This window comes from Paenibacillus azoreducens (genome assembly GCF_021654775.1).
Lineage (GTDB): Bacteria > Bacillota > Bacilli > Paenibacillales > Paenibacillaceae > Paenibacillus_AQ > Paenibacillus_AQ azoreducens.
The window spans coordinates 6,519,839-6,537,402 of record NZ_AP025343.1; the positions used below are offsets into that span (position 1 = coordinate 6,519,839).

The 17,564-nt window shown below is 51.2% G+C and carries 17 protein-coding genes; 3 read left to right on the forward strand and 14 right to left on the reverse strand.

Annotated elements, in window-relative coordinates; genetic code table 11:
* Window positions 1-129: 129 nt before the first annotated feature.
* Window positions 130-423 carry a hypothetical protein gene (locus L6442_RS29200; RefSeq protein ID WP_212979038.1) on the reverse strand — a complete coding sequence of 98 codons (294 nt, stop codon included), beginning with the start codon at window positions 421-423 and terminating at the stop codon, window positions 130-132.
* Between the two features lie 474 nt (window positions 424-897).
* Between L6442_RS29200 and L6442_RS29205 the strand changes: the two genes are divergently transcribed.
* Window positions 898-1,347, forward strand: a complete 450-nt coding sequence (locus L6442_RS29205; RefSeq protein ID WP_212979039.1) for a MarR family winged helix-turn-helix transcriptional regulator — start codon at window positions 898-900, stop codon at window positions 1,345-1,347.
* A 145-nt stretch (window positions 1,348-1,492) separates the two neighbouring features.
* On the opposite strand, the gene rocF is transcribed toward L6442_RS29205, so the two are convergent.
* The 9 genes from rocF to L6442_RS29250 form a co-directional block, all read right to left on the reverse strand.
* Window positions 1,493-2,392, reverse strand: a complete 900-nt coding sequence (gene rocF, locus L6442_RS29210; protein ID WP_194232515.1) for an arginase — start codon at window positions 2,390-2,392, stop codon at window positions 1,493-1,495.
* Window positions 2,393-2,398: 6 nt separating this feature from the next.
* Window positions 2,399-3,604, reverse strand: a complete 1,206-nt coding sequence (locus L6442_RS29215) for an ornithine--oxo-acid transaminase (RefSeq protein ID WP_212979040.1) — start codon at window positions 3,602-3,604, stop codon at window positions 2,399-2,401.
* A gap of 192 nt (window positions 3,605-3,796) precedes the next feature.
* Entirely contained in the window at window positions 3,797-4,123 is a 327-nt protein-coding gene (locus L6442_RS29220) for a thioredoxin family protein (RefSeq protein ID WP_194232517.1), read from the reverse strand.
* 137 nt (window positions 4,124-4,260) lie between these two features.
* The gene (locus L6442_RS29225) at window positions 4,261-4,878 is read right to left on the reverse strand and encodes a hypothetical protein (protein WP_212979041.1); all 618 of its coding nucleotides are present in this window, start codon (window positions 4,876-4,878) and stop codon (window positions 4,261-4,263) included.
* Window positions 4,879-5,119: 241 nt separating this feature from the next.
* Entirely contained in the window at window positions 5,120-5,812 is a 693-nt protein-coding gene (locus tag L6442_RS29230; RefSeq protein WP_212979042.1) for a YqeB family protein, read from the reverse strand.
* Entirely contained in the window at window positions 5,805-6,404 is a 600-nt protein-coding gene (locus L6442_RS29235) for a TetR/AcrR family transcriptional regulator (RefSeq protein ID WP_212979043.1), read from the reverse strand. Before L6442_RS29235 ends, L6442_RS29230 begins: the two co-directional genes overlap by 8 nt.
* 144 nt (window positions 6,405-6,548) lie before the next feature.
* On the reverse strand, window positions 6,549-7,139 hold the full coding sequence (locus tag L6442_RS29240; RefSeq protein ID WP_212979044.1) for a YdeI/OmpD-associated family protein: 591 nt from the start codon (window positions 7,137-7,139) through the stop codon (window positions 6,549-6,551).
* Window positions 7,140-7,199: 60 nt separating this feature from the next.
* Entirely contained in the window at window positions 7,200-8,960 is a 1,761-nt protein-coding gene (locus tag L6442_RS29245; protein WP_212979045.1) for a sensor histidine kinase, read from the reverse strand.
* Window positions 8,957-9,670, reverse strand: coding sequence for a response regulator transcription factor (locus L6442_RS29250; RefSeq protein WP_212979046.1), 714 nt, complete (start codon window positions 9,668-9,670; stop codon window positions 8,957-8,959). Before L6442_RS29250 ends, L6442_RS29245 begins: the two co-directional genes overlap by 4 nt.
* 130 nt (window positions 9,671-9,800) lie before the next feature.
* Here L6442_RS29250 and L6442_RS29255 point away from each other — a divergent pair, with 130 nt between their 5' ends.
* Window positions 9,801-11,006 (forward strand): DUF418 domain-containing protein, encoded by a 1,206-nt coding sequence (locus L6442_RS29255; protein ID WP_237100432.1) that lies wholly within the window; start codon window positions 9,801-9,803, stop codon window positions 11,004-11,006.
* Between the two features lie 341 nt (window positions 11,007-11,347).
* Here L6442_RS29255 and L6442_RS29260 read toward each other — a convergent pair whose 3' ends face one another.
* From L6442_RS29260 to L6442_RS29270, 3 genes are all read right to left on the reverse strand, one after another.
* The gene (locus L6442_RS29260; protein ID WP_194232524.1) at window positions 11,348-11,512 is read right to left on the reverse strand and encodes a DUF1328 domain-containing protein; all 165 of its coding nucleotides are present in this window, start codon (window positions 11,510-11,512) and stop codon (window positions 11,348-11,350) included.
* A 106-nt stretch (window positions 11,513-11,618) separates the two neighbouring features.
* Window positions 11,619-12,359, reverse strand: a complete 741-nt coding sequence (locus L6442_RS29265) for an SDR family NAD(P)-dependent oxidoreductase (protein WP_212979112.1) — start codon at window positions 12,357-12,359, stop codon at window positions 11,619-11,621.
* 53 nt (window positions 12,360-12,412) lie between these two features.
* Window positions 12,413-12,802: a tautomerase family protein gene (locus L6442_RS29270; RefSeq protein WP_212979047.1), complete on the reverse strand. Its 390-nt coding sequence runs from the start codon at window positions 12,800-12,802 to the stop codon at window positions 12,413-12,415.
* A 120-nt stretch (window positions 12,803-12,922) separates the two neighbouring features.
* On the opposite strand from L6442_RS29270, the gene L6442_RS29275 reads away from it, so the two are divergent.
* Window positions 12,923-13,837, forward strand: coding sequence for a LysR family transcriptional regulator (locus tag L6442_RS29275; protein WP_212979048.1), 915 nt, complete (start codon window positions 12,923-12,925; stop codon window positions 13,835-13,837).
* Between the two features lie 83 nt (window positions 13,838-13,920).
* Here L6442_RS29275 and L6442_RS29280 read toward each other — a convergent pair whose 3' ends face one another.
* Window positions 13,921-17,373, reverse strand: coding sequence for a fibronectin type III domain-containing protein (locus L6442_RS29280; RefSeq protein WP_212979049.1), 3,453 nt, complete (start codon window positions 17,371-17,373; stop codon window positions 13,921-13,923).
* Between the last annotated feature and the right edge of the window lie 191 nt (window positions 17,374-17,564).

Here is a 17,564-nt window from a genome sequence, read left to right on the forward strand (position 1 = left end):
GGGTAAATCCTCCCTTTTCTCGCACGAAATAGTCGTTTCAGCGTGATTTTTTTCATATTCTCTCACACTTCACAGCGTTTGAAAAGGTAAAAAATGATAATTCCCATTAAAATAATGTGATTTATCGGATTATCCAATTCCCATCCAATCGGACACCAGCGCCAGAACCAGCAATCCTGCCATCATTATGCCAGTCCAGAGAGCCCGTCCCGAAAGGGATGGTACGGATTTTCTCTCCCCGCTTTGTGACATCTGCCGTGCCCGGGACCGCAGCGAAAGATAATACATGATCGAACCCACGGCAATCAGCGCAGCTTCAAGCAGCATGCTAATCCAAGGCTGGCTCCAGAGGCCGAAGCCCCTCTCGTTAAAATCAATGATCCCGATTGATCTTTTCTCGAAAGCCCAGCAGCAGAACTTCAATCACCTCGTTAAAAAGTTTCCGCAAGCCCCAGCAGCAGCTCTCTGCCGATTCGCCCGAATATTGATAAGTTCCGGCCATAGGTTTTTATCCTTCATTTTTACGCAAAAAAAAGCAGCCCGTTATACGGCTGCCACAAAAGAACCCTGAGAGTATTGAGAGAGTTGTCAAATCAGAATCATAGAATATGAATATATTTCCATAACTCTAACATTTGAAAAGTTGTAGCTTATTTTATATAAACTAACCTTTCATTAGTATAAAAAGCATAGCGCTTTTTTCCCGGGCTTGTCAAGGCGAGGCACGGTGCAGGTAAAACGTATGTCTTATTTTTCGCTAATCGCAACGAATCCGGAAGTTTAACGTATCTAATATTGACTGGTGGTTATTTAGGAACTACCATGACACTATACGGGGCTGCTCAGGGTCGGCTTCTGGTCTACAATTATTTCCTTATATGCAGGAGGGTGATTAGCTTGCATTCCTCATCTAAAGATTTGGCTGACCGATATTGTGAACTTATGGACAGGTTACCGCGTCTTATTGACTATACAGGGATCGTCCGGCAGATGAAGCTAAGCACCACGGAGGCATTTATTCTGCAATATCTCCATAGCAAAGGCAGCCAGCGCGGCACGGATATCGTCAAGGTGACAGGCCTGACGACAAGTGCCATTACTCAAATTTGCGACAAGCTGGTCCAGGAAGAACTGATCGAACGAAACCGGTCTGAAACAGACCGGCGTTACGTCAACATTACCATCACTGATAAGGGTTTGAAGGTGCTGCGGCAATTATCTGACATGAGCTCAGAACGTATTGTCGAGACGGTGAAGAACTTTACGAACGAAGAAACGGATGAGCTATTGAATATCATCCACCAGCTCGGGGAGTTGATTGAATATCAGCGGAGCGTTCGGAAGTAGCCGCATCCCGCTGCTGCGGCATGACGCCGCATTTTGTTCTTCGCTACGCCCCTCTGCAGTGGATCATGATCAAATTTACGAACCAAAGCACCATTGCACGAACCCCTAACGGGGAGGCGCAAATGGTGCTTTATCGTTGTTGCTGCTATAAAATCCGGCTGCCGAATAAGGAGCCGATGAATTCAACGGCCAGCTTCGATGTCTGATTGTTACGGTCAAGAAGCGGGTTGACCTCCACGAAATCGGCTGAAGTGATACGTCCCGATTCACTCATAAGCTCGAGCAAAAGATGCGCTTCGCGGTAGCTGAGTCCCCCGCGGACCGGCGTTCCGGTTCCGGGAGCCTCGATGGGATCTACGCTGTCGATGTCAAAACTGAGATGGACTCCATCCGTGCCATTCCCGGCAATGCGAAGCGCCTCCTGCACTACCTTCTCGATACCGAGGCGATCGATCTCATGCATCGTATAACAGGTCATTCCGGAGGAACGGATCATTGCTTTTTCATCGCGGTCGAGATCACGCGCTCCAATGATCACGCAGTTCTCCGCCTTTAAAGGTACAGCCCCTTCAGCGATCTGCTTTAGTTTGATATGGGAGAGCCCTAACCCGACCGCCAGCGATATGCCATGCATATTCCCTGAAGGGCTGGTCAATTCCGTATTCAGATCTGAATGTGCATCGACCCAGATCACGCCCATATTGCTGTAATGCCGGTTCAAACCGGCCAGCGAACCCATCGCGATGCTGTGATCTCCCCCCAATACAAGCGGGATATGGCCATCTTCCACTGATTCATAGACAGCCTCGCCAAGCAGGGCGGCTATCGCCAAAACTTCCTCGATATGTTTCATTTTGGAGCCGGGAGGCGATTTGATGCCTTCCGGAAGGCGGATGTTATAATCCGCCCTGACATCATACCCTAACCCTTCCAATTTTTTGACCAAGCCGAATTTCATCATACTGTCCGGACCGTTTTCGCTTCCGGGGCGGCCTGCGCCAAGCCCAAACGGCACCCGGATGATGGAAATGGATTGTTGTACCATCCTTATTTACGCCCTCCCTTGGCCGGCAAACACCTCTTGCAGGCGGATCAGAGCGAAATCCAGCTCTTCTTCCGTAATGACCAGAGGCGGCGCCAGCCGAATGGTCGTCTCATGCGTTTCCTTGCACAGCAGCCCGATCCGGGCCAAGGCTTCGCAATACGGTCTTGCCGGCACCGCCAGCTGAATCCCGATCAGCAGCCCCCGCCCCCGAATCTGAACAATATCTGGATGTTTAATCGATGTAAGCTTTTTCATAAAATCGCGTCCAAGCTCCTCGGAGCGCTCCGCCAGCCTTTCCTCTTCCAAGACATCAAGGGCCGCGAGCGCGACGGCGCATGCCAGCGGATTCCCGCCGAATGTCGAGCCATGGGAGCCGGGTTCAAATACACTCATGACTTCGTCGTCCGCAGCAACCGCCGAAACCGGAATCACTCCGCCGCCAAGCGCTTTGCCCAAAATGTAAACATCCGGCGCCACCGCTTCCCAGTCGCAGGCGAATTTTTTGCCGGTTCGGCCGAAACCCGTCTGAATTTCGTCGGCAATAAACAACACACGCTGCTGGCGGCAAAGCTCATACGATTCCGATAAAAATCCGGCGGGAGGGATGATAATTCCGGCTTCCCCCTGCACAGGTTCCACCAGAAATGCAGCGGTATTCGGCGTGATCGCCGCACGCAGCGCATCCAAATCGCCGTATGGCACCCGCTTAAAGCCCGGCGTGAACGGACCGAAATCCTGCTTGTATTCCTCCTCCGAGGAAAAAGACGTAATGGTTAACGTCCGCCCATGAAAATTACCGTCGCAAACGATGATCTCTGCCTGGTTTTCCGGTACTCCCTTTACCCGGTAAGCCCACCGCCTTGCCATTTTGAGCGCGGTTTCCACCGCCTCGGCTCCGGTGTTCATCGCAAGGATCTTGTCTTTCCCGGCAAAATCCGCCAGTTTTTGCGCAAACTTCGCCAGTTTTTCGCTGTGAAAAGCTCTTGAAACCAGCGTTACTTGATCCGCCTGTTCTTTCAGCGCCTGGATGATTTTCGGGTGGCGGTGACCGTGATTCAGGGCGGAATAGGCGCTCAGCATATCGAGGTACCTGCGGCCGCTTGCATCCTCCACCCATACCCCTTCCGCTTTTTCGATGACGATCGGCAGCGGAAGATAGTTGCTTGCACTGTAATGATCCATCATATGCAGAACTTGCTCCGTTGTGGCCATGGCTGCACATCCTATCATGTAATCTTTTCACATTGCTACGTTCCTATCTTATTGGGGAAATCCTCATTTCATGATTTGTGAATTATTACACATATAAAAACAACAAAAGCACCGTCTTCTTTCGCATACCGCAAAGGAAGATCAGTGCTCGCAATTTGCCTGCATGAACGGGCATTTCCCGCCGTCACAGAATTATTTCTTGGATTCCAGCGTCTCCAGATACTCGGAAATTTCACCTGGCGTTTTTGCGTACTTGCTGTGCAGATGAGCCAGCTTTTCGCCGTTTTTATACACCAGCAGGCTCGGAATGCCGCGCACGTCATTTTTATCGGTAATCTCTTCGAACTGTTCCACATCTAAGGCATAAAATTCTTTGTCCGGATGCTTGGCGATGATATCAGGCAGGAATTTATCCAGCGTCTTGCAGTCCGGACACCAAGTGGCATCATATTTAATCACGGTCAGTCCGTCGCGGTTAATGAGGTCTTCGTATTGCTTTTCCGTTTGGATACGTTCCATCTCGCTTGTGTCCCCTTTACTTTAGCGTCTATTAGCGGCTTTCACGAAAAGAGCTCGCACGGTCGGTGTCAATGATTTACATCACACTTTGAGCCGTCCTTCTATTCTAGCCGTTTATAGCACGCTTTGCAAAAGGGCTACATGGAATGCATCTCATGACCTGGAGCAGGGTTATCCCCCGCCGCGGGGCTGTGCCCCAGCCAGGCTGCAGCGCATAATATGGCAACTGGGAGTACGATATAGATCATCCAGAAGGAGGTCCGTACAGGCGCAGCCGCAACATCGCTGCCTCCCTTCTTCACCGCACTCACTGCGGCAACCGGCTCTTCCTGCCGATGCTTGCGGTCATGGATCAAATAAATGACAAGCGCGGTAACCGCGATAAACATGGCATCCATAATGAACAGCATGACATCCCACTGCCGTTTCGGGATCATTTCGCCCAGCATCGCCCCGTGCACGCCGCCCATGATCCCTCCGCCGATTCCCTCCACAATGGCCAACAGACTGAGAGGCCTGCCGATCAGGTAACCGATCAGAAAACAAAACACAATCGAAATTCCGGTTGATAATACCAGGTTCTGGGCAAACAGCATGCCAAGAATGACGCCTATCGTCAAATTCGACATCAGCCCTGTAGTCATCGCAACCACGGTCCCCGTCATATTCGCCAAAACATGCCGGTTCATCTGAACGTACATAATGCATAAAACCGTATAAACAAAGACAATCAGCATGCTCATGTTCAACAGCATATGTATGGCTCCTTTCGCCAAGGTGCTGCGGCCCGGGCCGCCGAAGCAGCCGTTAACCGTATCCGCCGCGGGCCTAGGCTGCCTTACCTTCCGCTCTATGACAAAGCTTATTCAGCCGATGCTATCTTTATGCTGATAACCCGTAAAAGCGCAAAAGGAAAAACGGACAATCATGCTGAATTTCCGCATGGCGCTTCTTTCCTTATTCAGGGCCGAACCGGACAAACAAGAAGCCGAAGACTTAAGGCCTTCGTCCATGCTTGCGCCAATACTGCCGTTTTCCTTCGTCGCGCACCGTAACGCCTAGCTTGGATAGCTCCCGGCGCAAATCCTCCGCATCCTCTTTTTCATCTTTACCGATGGCCTTATCCCTTGCTAAAAATAATACGTTCACGCCCGGAGAAAGCTCGGGACAATCGGCTACCCACCGGACATATTCATGAGTGAACGGGTCTTGTTCCCGCCAATCATACCCATGCCGGATAAATGCCTCGGCCAGATGCTCGCGCTTCGCCTCGGGCTTTTCCCGGTAAAGCTCCCGTCCATCCACGCCCAGCAGGACCAACTGCTTGTTGTCCGGAAATACGGCGGCCACTTCCTCTTTCTTGAAGGCTCGCTCCTCATTGCGAATCTGCAGCCTGACCTCTTGATCGGAAAGATCAATCCGCAAGCTTTCCCTCATCACCGCCATCGAAAGCCATCCCCCGGCAAGGACGCCGAGCGAGGCTGTGGCGATCATCACCCATGCCCCGTGAAGGGAGGAGATCAGTTTGAGCGGCCCCTGAAAAGGAACCCACGGCAATTCCGACGTCCATTTGGCGAGTGCTGGAATAAACCAGCCAACCACGGCCCCGACGACCGGCAGCACCGTCCAAATCATTATTTTATCCGTCCTGGACACCCCGAGTTCCGTCCATTCCAACCTGTTATTCAATGGGATCCCCCCCTTTCCTGAACGTACCGTTCACCGCTTCTTTCCATATTTTTTTGTAGTCCAATTTGATTCCCATCATCATGTAGCTCGTGATGTTGTCGATAACGAGCGCCAGTAAATATGCCCTCGAATCCACGCTTTCCTCCTCAATCACTCCAAGTTTTGCCCCATGCTGCAGCAGTTGGCGGAACCCGTCCAGAAACTCCTGCTGCATCATGATCACGCGTTCGCCGTAATGGCCGCCGCGGCCTGCAGTGAGCATGAATTCATTTGTTAACCGCATGATTGGATACAAGTGCTCTTCATCCTCCGGAAACATGCGAAGCCCTCCTTGAAAGAGCTGTTCCGCAAAATTTTGTTCGTTAAAATCGGAAACGGAGAAATAGAGTTCAAAATGATAGTCGCTAAACATATAGTCGAAAACTTTCTCGACCAGCTCGTCTTTTGATGCGAAATGATAATATATCGACGGTTTCGTTATGCCTACTTCAGCGGCGATCATGGCAAGGCTGGTTTTCTCGATGCCGCGATGCGCAAACAGCAGCGTGGCTGCCTCAATCAGCTGCTGCGAGGTCAGTTCTCTTTTTTTCATGGTCAAATCAACTCCTTTTTTTACCTATCGTTAGGTAAATTTTAATCAAAAAAGAGGGCCTGCGTCAATAATCTTGTGTCTATAAATTTAGCGCACAAAAAAGAAGCTCCGGTTCCAACCGCAGCTCCTCCCTCGCACTCATGATTAAGGATATATCTTCTCCCCGTTTTCCAGCATGCGGATAAATTCCTCCGCTTTTTTCCTGCGGGTCTCGGGTTTCTTCGCATTATGGATCCGGAAGGCAAAAGCATATTTGTTCTGGCTGTCCAGCGTGTCGTAGAATTCCCGGGCGCGGGGATGTTCGGCAAAGGCGGCTTCGAGTTCTGCGGGCAGTGAGCTGCGGCTCTGCGGTTCGTAAGCAGCCTCCCAGCGCCCGTTTTGCTTGGCGGTTTCGATTGCTTGAAGCCCGGCAGGTTTCATCCGGCCCTCCAGGGTCAGCCGCTCCACCTTTTCCTTGTTCACCTGTGACCAAATGCTATTCTTCCCTCTTGGGCCGAAGCGCTGAACCCAACTTTGATCATCCAGCTTCTCCTTCCGGCTGTCAATCCATCCATAGCAGAGCGCGCTATCCAGCGCTTCAGCATAGCTGACGGAGGTCAGGCCCGTATTTTTCTTGGCGATCTGCAGCCTGACTCCCCGTGATTGAAAATGATTTTCCTCCAGCCATGCTTCCCATTCCTGCTGATTTGCGCACAGCAGCAACGGCCATTCCGGTTGTCCTTCGGATTTTGCCATCAACCATGCTCCTCTCACATCAAAACATTCTTCAAGTTGACAACATTCTAGCATTTCCCATCAAGCGGAAGCAATCAGCGGAAACTCCATATGCACTTTAGTCCCTTGCTGCGGCTTCGAATCCACCCGGATCCGTCCCTGATGGGCTATCACAATCGCATGGGCAATGCTCATGCCTAGCCCGGCACCGTCTGTCGTTTCATCCGTACTTGTGCCTCGGTAGTACCGCTCGAATAGATTGCTCTGCGTCTCCTCATCCATTCCTTGGCCGTTGTCTGAAACGGTAATCCACGCGCTTTTCCCTTCTTTTCCGGTGCGCACCGTAATCTCCGTGCCATCAGGATTATGTTTGACCGCATTGGTGATGATATTGTCCAGCATGCGCTGGAACCATTTCGGATTGGCCATAACGGTTAAATCCTCGTCCCACTCCTCGTAGGAAAACGAAGCCTTGTCGATCGTAGCGTCATTGACATACCGGAGAACCGAGCGGCGGACGAATTCATTTAGCTCAATCGGCTGCAGCGGGATCCGGACGGCATTATTTTTAAGCTGAAACGTTAGAGAGAAATCCTGAAGGAGCTCCAGCATAAAATCTCCCTTTTCCCGGATGACCTTCCCCATCTCTTTCAGCTCGGCTTCATCCCAGGTAAACTGTCCGCTTTCCAGCAGATGGCCGTAACCTTGTATCGACGAAAGCGGTGTCCGCAAATCATGGGAAATGCCTGTCATCCATTCCTCACGGGTCTGTTCCAGCAGTTTCCGTTCGCGCTGGGAGGCGTCGAGTTTGGTTGCCATCTCGTAAAAGCCGGCGATCACTTCCTTATAAAGCCTGTAACGCAGCCGGATTTTGCCGTTGCGCCGGAATACCTTCTTCCGTTCCTTTTCGGTCAGCGCCTCGCTGTACCTGCCTTCGCTCATCCGTTCAAACCAGCTGGCGAAAAGTATCAGCGGCTGCCCATACCGGTATCCGTGCCAAATCGATACTCCCAGTGTCAATGCCATGACGCTGACTCCGATGATCATGAGTGCAATGATGGCATCATGAAAAAGCGACTGCTTCTCTACGGCATGCCCTAGTTTCCCCTCATGCAGCAGCCATGTATAACCGGATTTCCCGTCATACTGCACCGATAGTTCCATTGGGTAGCTGCCTGGCTCTGCGCGCATAGACACTAAATCGAGAGGCCTGTATTTCTTATCCGTTTTACTTTTGCCGGTTCGGCCCAGGGATTGCAGAATCTTCCCATCTTCATCCACAACTTGCAAATAATTTTCTTTCCCATCAAGCTGCCGCCTAAGCTCCGCTATAGCATCCTTCCTGACGAGGCCTTCCTGGTTATACTTCTGAAACCATTCCTTCAGTTGTTTCGTGCCCAGATCCTGCTTTCCCATCAAATAAAAAACGGGTTTTGACCCATCAGAGTCCTTTTCGAGCACCGATATGACGTGGTAAAAACCAAGTCTGCGCGTCTCCTGAATGTTCAGCAATTCCGCCGCTCCGTATGAGGTTTTCAAATCTCCCGGCGCATTGGCGGAATAGATGACGCGACCCGAATCATTGACGATTTGCAGCCAATATCCCTGTTCCTTCAGCAGCTTGTCCCAACGTCGGTTGATTTTCACCTTATCATTTTCGATGTAGGTTTCGGTCTTAATCGCATCCACCGCCCCCGTAGAAAAGGTGCGCTTCAAATCCTGGTTCGCCATATAGCTAAAAAGCGAAAGCATCAAAATCATCACGGCCAACGTAATCATGACCCACTGCATCAACAACTGATAAGTAAAATGCAGCGTCAGACGGGTTCTGATCCTTTTCATGCGTCTACCTTCACCAGCTTATAACCAAGGCCGCGGACCGTCAGCAAATACTCCGGATTACCGGGGTCCACCTCAATCCGCTCACGGATTTTACGGATATGCACCATCACCGTGTTGTCGTCCCCAAACCCGTCGATTCCCCATACTTCTTCATAAAGCTGAGCTTTCGAAAACACGATGCCGGGATGCTTGCACAGAAACAGCAGCAGCTGATAGGCCTGGGCTGGACAAGGTACCTCCTCCCCGTTCACAAGCAGCATTCCTGCAAATTCATCCAGCACGAAACGGCCGAAGTCATAGCGGCTGCGGCTGTCCTCCAGTCTTGCTGGAGCTGGCGCGGCCACGCTTCTACGAAGCCTTGCCTTCACCCGGGCGGCAATCTCAAGCGGATTAAACGGTTTGGTCACGTAATCGTCTCCGCCGGTCGCAAACCCTGTCAGCACATCGAGGTCCGAGGTACGGGCCGTCAAGTAAATGATGTGAGCATCGGAAGCTCTGCGGATTTGGGGACATAAATCGAATCCCGTCTGGTCCGGCAGCATCACGTCCAGCAAAATGATATCTAACGAATGCCGCTTAACCAGCTCAAGCGCTTCTTTTCCGTTATACGCAGTATAAATATGGCGAAAACCTTCCTTGCGGAGAACCATTTCTATTAATTGGACAATTGCCTTTTCATCATCGACCAATAAAATTTTGGCATTATACATCCTGAAACCACCTCAGATGCATTGTACCAAATCCATCTTAATTCGAGCTAAACATATCTCCGGCCGTTTAGTAAATGTTAAGCTGGGCTTTATTTCCGGTTTAATGCCAATTGCTACACTTTTTGCTGAGGTGATAACGTTGAAAAGCAAAAGAATACGTTTGATTGATTGTTTACGGGGGTTTAGCCTGCTTGGCATTTTGCTTGCCAATATGCTTATTTTTCAGTACGGAATGTATGGAAAAGAATTTCTGAATCTATTTCACGTACCCGCAGCGGAATTGACGGCGCATAACATTGTGGTGTTGCTGGTCGAGGGCAGCTTTATGCCGATTTTCACCTTTGTCTTCGGGTTTGGCATGATCATGATGAAGGAGGGTCTGAACGCGAAAAGCAGAAAAGCCGGATGGCCTTTGCTGCGCCGATTCGCCTTGCTGATGGTTCTTGGCATTCTTCACAGCACCTTTTTGTGGGATGGCGATATTCTGCTTTATTACGGTTTGGTCGGAATCCTGCTCCTCATTTTCATGAACCGCAAGCCTAAAACGCTGCTCGTATGGTGCTGCATCTTGCTGACGTTGACGGGACTCATGGGGCTGGTTCCGGAAAACAAAAACGATAAAACGGCACAGGCGACGAATCAGCGGATGGAGGCATACGTCCAAAAAACAGTTACGCTTTATGCCGAGGGAACTTATGGGGAAATCAAGCACGACCGGAACACGGCCAATCCAATGGGAGACCGTCCTTCACTCGTACTCGTTGCGTTAATGCTGGCTCCCATTTTGCATATGCCTTTATTCCTGCTCGGAATGTATGCGGCCAAAAAGCAATGGTTTGTCGACCCTGAACTGAAACGCGGCATGTACCGCAAAGGGATGCTGATTTTCCTGCCGCTTGGACTCTTATTAAAATCATACAAACTTCTGTTTCCGGAAATGATCGGTGCAGGAACCGGAGTAATGCTCGGCGGATCCCTGCTGTCCATTGGCTATATCATGGCTTTTGCCCTGATCTATTCCAAATACGCCCCTTCGCGGCTGTTGGAGCGTTTTGAAGCCGTAGGGAAGCTGTCGCTGACCAATTATCTGATGCAGACCGTCATCTGCACGACGATATTTTATGGATACGGTCTGGGCTGGTTCGGCAAAATCGGCGTCATCGCCGGCTGCGGGTTGGCGCTTCTAATCTACATGATGCAGATGTTTGTCAGCAGCTGGTATATTACGCGCTTCAAATCCGGACCGATTGAACGCGTCATGCGCATGTGGACCTATTTCTCGCTGAGCGGCAAGGCCAAACGGAAAAAGGCCCCGGCTGCGGCGGCTGAGATGTAAAACCGTCCAGAGGGACCAGAATTGCAGCGACCCCGGAATTCAAACGGGATGATGCCCCGGATCTTCGCGCTCCTTCAAACACTCAAAGCATTCGAGCGTCTGATCCTCCAGCACCGTCCCGTTCAAAAATCCGTTTTCGTAGGCGCGATCAAAAAAATAATAGACCCATTCGATTTGCCGAAAGTAGCGTAATGACGGGCATTTCCCGTGCAAATCCGATTCACAATTTTTTTGATCGCGCCTCAATAGATCGCTTTGCCGCAGCTGCGGCAGTTCCCGATAAACTCCTGCATGACGCTAACCTCCCGTTCGGGTATGAATGATTGGTTGATCCAAGTGGCTTATCGTCCTCTAACCCGCCCGAAAACAAGGGATATAACAAATAATATCAGGAAAATATAGAACAACACCTTCGCAATGCCGACCGCGGCGGATACGATGCCGAAAAAACCGAAAATCCCCGCCACAACAGCGATAATCAGAAATAACAATGCCCATCCTAACATAATTTCTCACCCTTTTCTGTTTGAGGTATGGTTCGATACTTTCTTGTAACCGATCTTTTGGTAGTTGAATCCGAAAGAAAAAACAAAAAGACCGCAAATGCGGTCCTTACATGGACTGTCCGGCGTCTACCGTGATGATCTGTCCTGTTAGAGCCTCCTGCTCCAGTATGGCGCAGATCATGCGGGCAATATCCTCTGGCTGTGCAACTTTCCCCAGCAAAAGACTGCCTGCAAGCTGCTGCATTTGCCCTTCGCGGCCTTCCCACCATCTGGTCAGCACCGCTCCCGGTGCAACGCAGTTAACGCGGATATCCGGAGCAAGCGCCTTGGCTAAGGAACGCGTAAGACCATGGACAGCCGCTTTGGAGACGGCATAAGGCAGCGACGAGCCCGTGCCCGTGATTCCGGCAATGCTGCCCAAGTTGACGATGGCTCCCTGCTTTTGCCGCTTCATATAAACCGATGCAGCACGCGTACAGTAAAACATGCCTTTTACGTTGGTCTGCAGCAGCGCATCCCATGCCTGCTCGTCCACGGACTCCAGATCATCCATCGGAATATGACGGGTAATGCTTGCGTTATTGACCAGAAGATCAAGCGATCCCCACTTATGGACAACGGCGTCCACCATGGCTTTGACCTCTTGTTCACGCGACACATCCGCCCGAATGGCCAGCGCACGGCCGCCCAGGCTTTCTATAAGCTGCACCGTTTCCCCGGCTTCAGCGGCCGACCGCGAATAATTGACGGCAACCGCGGCTCCGCGTTCGGCCAGCGCAAGCGATGCAGCCCGTCCAATGCCAGTTCCTCCGCCTGTAACAAGCGCGACTTTATTTTTGAGTTCCATCATGTTCTCTCCCCATTCATTCGTGTCTTATTTGTTAAAGGTTCCGTATGAACTCATCGCTCCGAAGCAAATTGTGCAATCCCGTTGCCGAACGACCAATTTTCCAGCGTGTTTTCCGTCACAACCACCATGACATCCTGCGGTCTGGCACCGGTATCGGCTTGCAGCAAATCGGCAATCCGGGCGTACAATGCCTGCTTCTGGCGCCGGGAACGCCCCTCCCTCATAGTGATCTGGATAAAGATTTGCTGCTCGGATCTAGGGATCCCCAAATAACCCCTATCGTATAACAGCTCCCCCGGAGCATGCGCAGTGATGACCTGAAAATAATCATCCTCCGGAACATCAATGGTTTCGACCATCGCCCGGTGAACAGAACGGCTGATCATGGACAGCTCTTCCTGTGATTTTCCTTGCTGCAAATCAATTCGTACAAATGGCATTTGAATCCAGCTCCTTCTTGCCTGTTTTGCCGGCAAAGCCATTGTATCTAATTCACTCTTATCTGTATAATTGAATTAACTGAATTCAAAATTCATTTTCATTGAACCATAGGAGGGTCCATGGATCTTAAAGCAATCAAAACCTTCCACCGCATTGTCGCCCTCGGCGGCTTCAATCGGGCGGCGGAAGAGCTTCATTATGCCCAGTCCACGGTGACCATGCAGATCCAGAAGCTTGAAGCCGAACTTGGCATGCGCCTGATGGAACGGGGGAAAACCTTTGAACTAACGGAAGCCGGCCGTCTTTTCTTGGAACAAAGCGCACATATCGTCAGGGATATGGACCAGCTTACAAATATGATGACAGGGCTGGTATCCGGCGAGGCCGGGCATGTCCGGCTTGGAGTCGTCGAACCAGTCGCCAGCTATCGCATGCCGGCGATCCTGGCAGACTTCCTCCGTGATTATCCCAACATCCGCGTATCCATTACCATTGCCGGTTCCGCCGTATTATGCGAGCAGCTGCAGCATGGCGGGCTGGATCTGGCGATTTGCTCCCCGCCCTTGCTGAAAACGGCTTTGTATTTTGAACCGCTGCTCACGGAACATTTTGTTGTTTTGCTGCCTGAACGGCATCCGCTGACGGACAAGGATGTGGTTTCCATCCAGGATTTGCGGGAGCACCGGCTGCTGATCACCTCGGCGGATTGCCCGTACCGGCGCAAGCTGGAATTGATTATGCAGCAGCCGGGAGGACATCCCCCGGATACCCTTGAAATCGGCAGCATGTCCGCGTTGAAATTTTATGTCCAAAGCGGGCTCGGCGCAGCGCTCGTGCCATTGTCCGTCCTGCGTCCCGAACCTCTTGGAACGGTGATCCGGCCGTTAAGAGGCAATGAAGTCGATATGACCTGCGGCTTGTTGTGCAAAACGGCGGACTATCCGCTGCAGTTGGCCGCCGGCCGGCTGTACCGGTTTTTGCAAACCGCACTACGGGCCTGCGATAACCATTCATATACTGCTTTAGGTATGTAGGATGCCGAATATCGTCAAATCCCACATCCATGCAGATCACCCGGGACCACACGGCCCCGGGGATTTTTTTATAGACGATGACCCTAATTCAAATTCACTTCCACCGGATCGGAATTGATGCGGCTGCCCACTGCCCGGATCACGAATTGGTATTTATCCGAGGCGTTGATATTATTTACCGTAAAGCTGTACTCTGTTTTGCCCGGCTCGGCGGCAATATACGTATTCCAATACGTTTTGATTTTGCCGCTTTTTTCGTATATGCGGAAGCCCCTCACAGGTTCGCTGCTCGAAACCGGCGCCTTCCAAGAGATGACGGCTTTGCCGCCGCTCGACTGAATTTTGGCGTTTTCGACTTTAGACGGCTTGGTATCCGTTCGCTTGATGCCGTATTGATCATACAGCTTGACGCCGTCGTCGCCGGATTTTTCATCTTTTTTGGCCGCGGTATATGCTTTGATCTGCAGCACGTCCCCTGAAACGGACACATCCGTAAACATCTTTTTATTCGGCTGGGTATCCACGGCCGCGAAATAATCGTTATACCCGGGATATTTGGTATAAAATTTGTCCCCAAGCGCATTGGACATCAGATAAATTATTCCCTGCGGATTGACGGCATTGCCCTGCGCATCATACGTGATTTGGCTTGTAGGAATCACTTTGTCGTTCAGCATCTGGTAAGATCTCATATACATATGGTCATGCGCTTCGAATACCATGTCGATGCCCATTTCATCAAAAGCGGGCACAAGCACTTTTCTATAAAATTGAACCCTGTCGTCTTCCCATTCCCCCGCATTATCCCCCGCCGAATAAGGACCTTTGTGGAAAGTGACGAATTTCCATTTGGCATCGCTCTTTGCAACAACATATTTCATCCATTCGACTTGGTCGGCAAACTGCTGATCCTGCTTCTTGATGTCTTTGCCGTTGCTCGCGAGTTTCCCTGCATATTGCGAGTTAAAAACAAGGAACAACGCATCGCCGTATTCAAAGGAATACACGGAGCCGTCATGCGTATTGACCACCACTTGCTTCGGTACATTGAAGTGATAATAAAAGTTAGAATTCGGCGTCGTTTCGTCCCCGTCGTAATCCTGAACCTCATGACCGCCTACGACCGGCGCGATCGGAACATTCAGCAGCTGATCCTGCGCAAGACCAAGCATCCACTGCCACTGCTCTTCGAGATCGCCGTTATCCACCAGATCACCCGCATTGATGAGGAATTTCGGGTCGCCGATCGTTTGGACGGCTTTTTTGAATGTATCCGCCCAAGGCTCAAAATCCGATTTACTGGAAGCCTGCGAGTCGGAGCCTACGATAAAGTGAAAAGGCTGAGTGCCAGGCGCATCCGTCGTAAAACTTCCAACCGTGCTCCAACTGTCCGCCTGCCCGCTGCCGACCCGGAATTTATAAGCCGTTCCAGGCGATAATCCGGCTGCCGTTACCTTATGGCTGTAGAACTTCTTTTTCTTATTCGCCTTCCGGTCCGCCTTCGTCATGAAGGTCTGGATCTCTTCGGTCGTCCCTTGGAACATCAAAGCTTCATTTTCGGGAAAACCGCCTCCGGAAGCTTTCGAAGCTTCAACCACCTGTACAACGGATGCGGCCGTTACATCGGTATACCAGGCGAAAGAACGGCTTGTTTTGGCATCCCCGCCCAATGTCATATTGATCAGCTTCGGTACGGAAGGCGTCCCCTGCGTATTCTGTACGGTAAAGCTCCACATAATATCTTGCGTCAGCGGAATATGGTCGTCCCTGCCCTGAATCAGTCCTTTGGGGACTTTGACGGTATAGGTCTGGCCGTTTGCAAAAGACGGGTGTTTGATATTCAGCGTATTGTTATTTACGATTTCGGATGTTACGGACCCGAGCGGTGCATTGTTTTTGTCCACGATGCTCACGCTGTAACCCGAATTCTGTGACACCGGCTTGTTGAACGTTACGGTTACCGGCGCAGACGCAAGCACACTGCTTTCGCCGGGGCTTGGCGTCTTGGACAGCTCAATCGTCGGTTTATCCCCGGGTTCGCCACCCTGCTTCGCCGTTCCCGATAGCCGGATTTCTTTGATCAAGCTGGAACCGGTGCTGCCGATTCCTTGACTGCCTTTGGTATTCGTGTTTGAGCTTACAATCCAGCGGATATACAGCTGATCCTGGTTGTCTGCGGCTGCGGGAAGAGGAGCGTTCACAAGCTTGCATGTGCTGCCTGAGCAGTTAAAGCTGGACAGTGTCATCTTCAGCGAAATACCCGGCACATCTGTCCAGTTCTGATTGTCGCTGCTGATCTGTACTTTGAAATCCCGCGGTCCCGTACCCGAGGATGTCTGCTGTGAGGAGAGGGTGATATTTTCGTAACCTTTGGTGGAAATGCTGGCTAACCAATATTTTTTGCCGCTGCCATTATCCCAGCCCTGATAGCTGATCGAATGCTGGCCGCTGTCATAGTCCTCGAAGTAGCCGCCGACATTGCGGAAGTTTGATGCTGACTTGAACATCCCGCCCGTGGCCGGGAAGGTTCCGTTATTGCCTGAATTCGCAAAAATCCATTCCGCAAGCACGGACGGCTCCGAAGCTGCCGCCGCATCCTTGGTGGTGACCTCTACCGCGGCACTCCGGGCGGATTCCTTCCCTGCTAAGTCATAGGAGGTTACCGCATATTTATAGATCGTGTTGGCGGCCAGGCCGGAATCAGTGTAGGTTAACGCATCCGTACTGCCAATTTTGACGCCATCGCGGTAGATACCGTACCCCGAAACGCCAGCAGCATCCGCCTGAGCCGTCCATATCAATTGGACTCCGTCGGCTGACACCGTTGAGGCAGTAGGCTGGCCCGGAACGGCAGGAAGGTCCTGGCCGGGAGAAGGAGGAGATGTCGTATCCTTGGGTTCTCCCTCCACCTTGATGCCAATCAGTTGGCTGGAACCGAAGTCATCTATCGTAGATCCGTTTGTGCTCTGATCCGATATAACCAGCCATCGGATAAAGAGCTGCGCCCGATCGTCCGCCGCCTGCGGCAGCGCGATGCCGTTTAGAACCGCCGGTTCTTCAGCATGTAGTATGAGATCCGGCAGTTCGGTCCCGTCACCAGTGACATTGATCCAATTTTGTTGATCGGTACTGATCTGTATTCTGAAATCGCGTGGGCTTGCTGTTCCTTTCCCTTGTTGGGATGAAGATAGCGTGATATGCCGATAATCTTTGGTCGAAAGTGAGACCAGCCAATACTTTTCCTGCCCGGCTTCCGAATGCCATCCCTGATAGCGGATTGCCTTGTTGTCGTCATTCCACCCATAATGCTGGCGCGGCGGAACGGGCTGCAGGTTCGATTCATTTTGGTGTATTCCGCCGGTCGCCGGAAAAACGCCCAAATCCCCGGGATTATCGGCGAACTTCCATTCAGCAAGTGTAACGGCAGCCGTTTTCCCCTCCGCAAACGATATTCCCTGAACCGGGAATATGAGCAGCATTACGGCACACAGCAATAAAAGGAATCTCGTTCCGATTTTGTTCGAAAATATACCCATGCGCATCTCCTCTCACATTAAAATTAAAACGCTTTAATTTTTAGTGAAAACCACTTGATGACAGCCGGCCGGCCATTCCCTGTTAAATATACGGATAACCGCAGGCAAACAGAACTGGAAAATGGAATCCGATGGAATCCGTTTCCTGCGAGGATATTCGGCTCCTTCATACATGACACGTCAAACGCAGA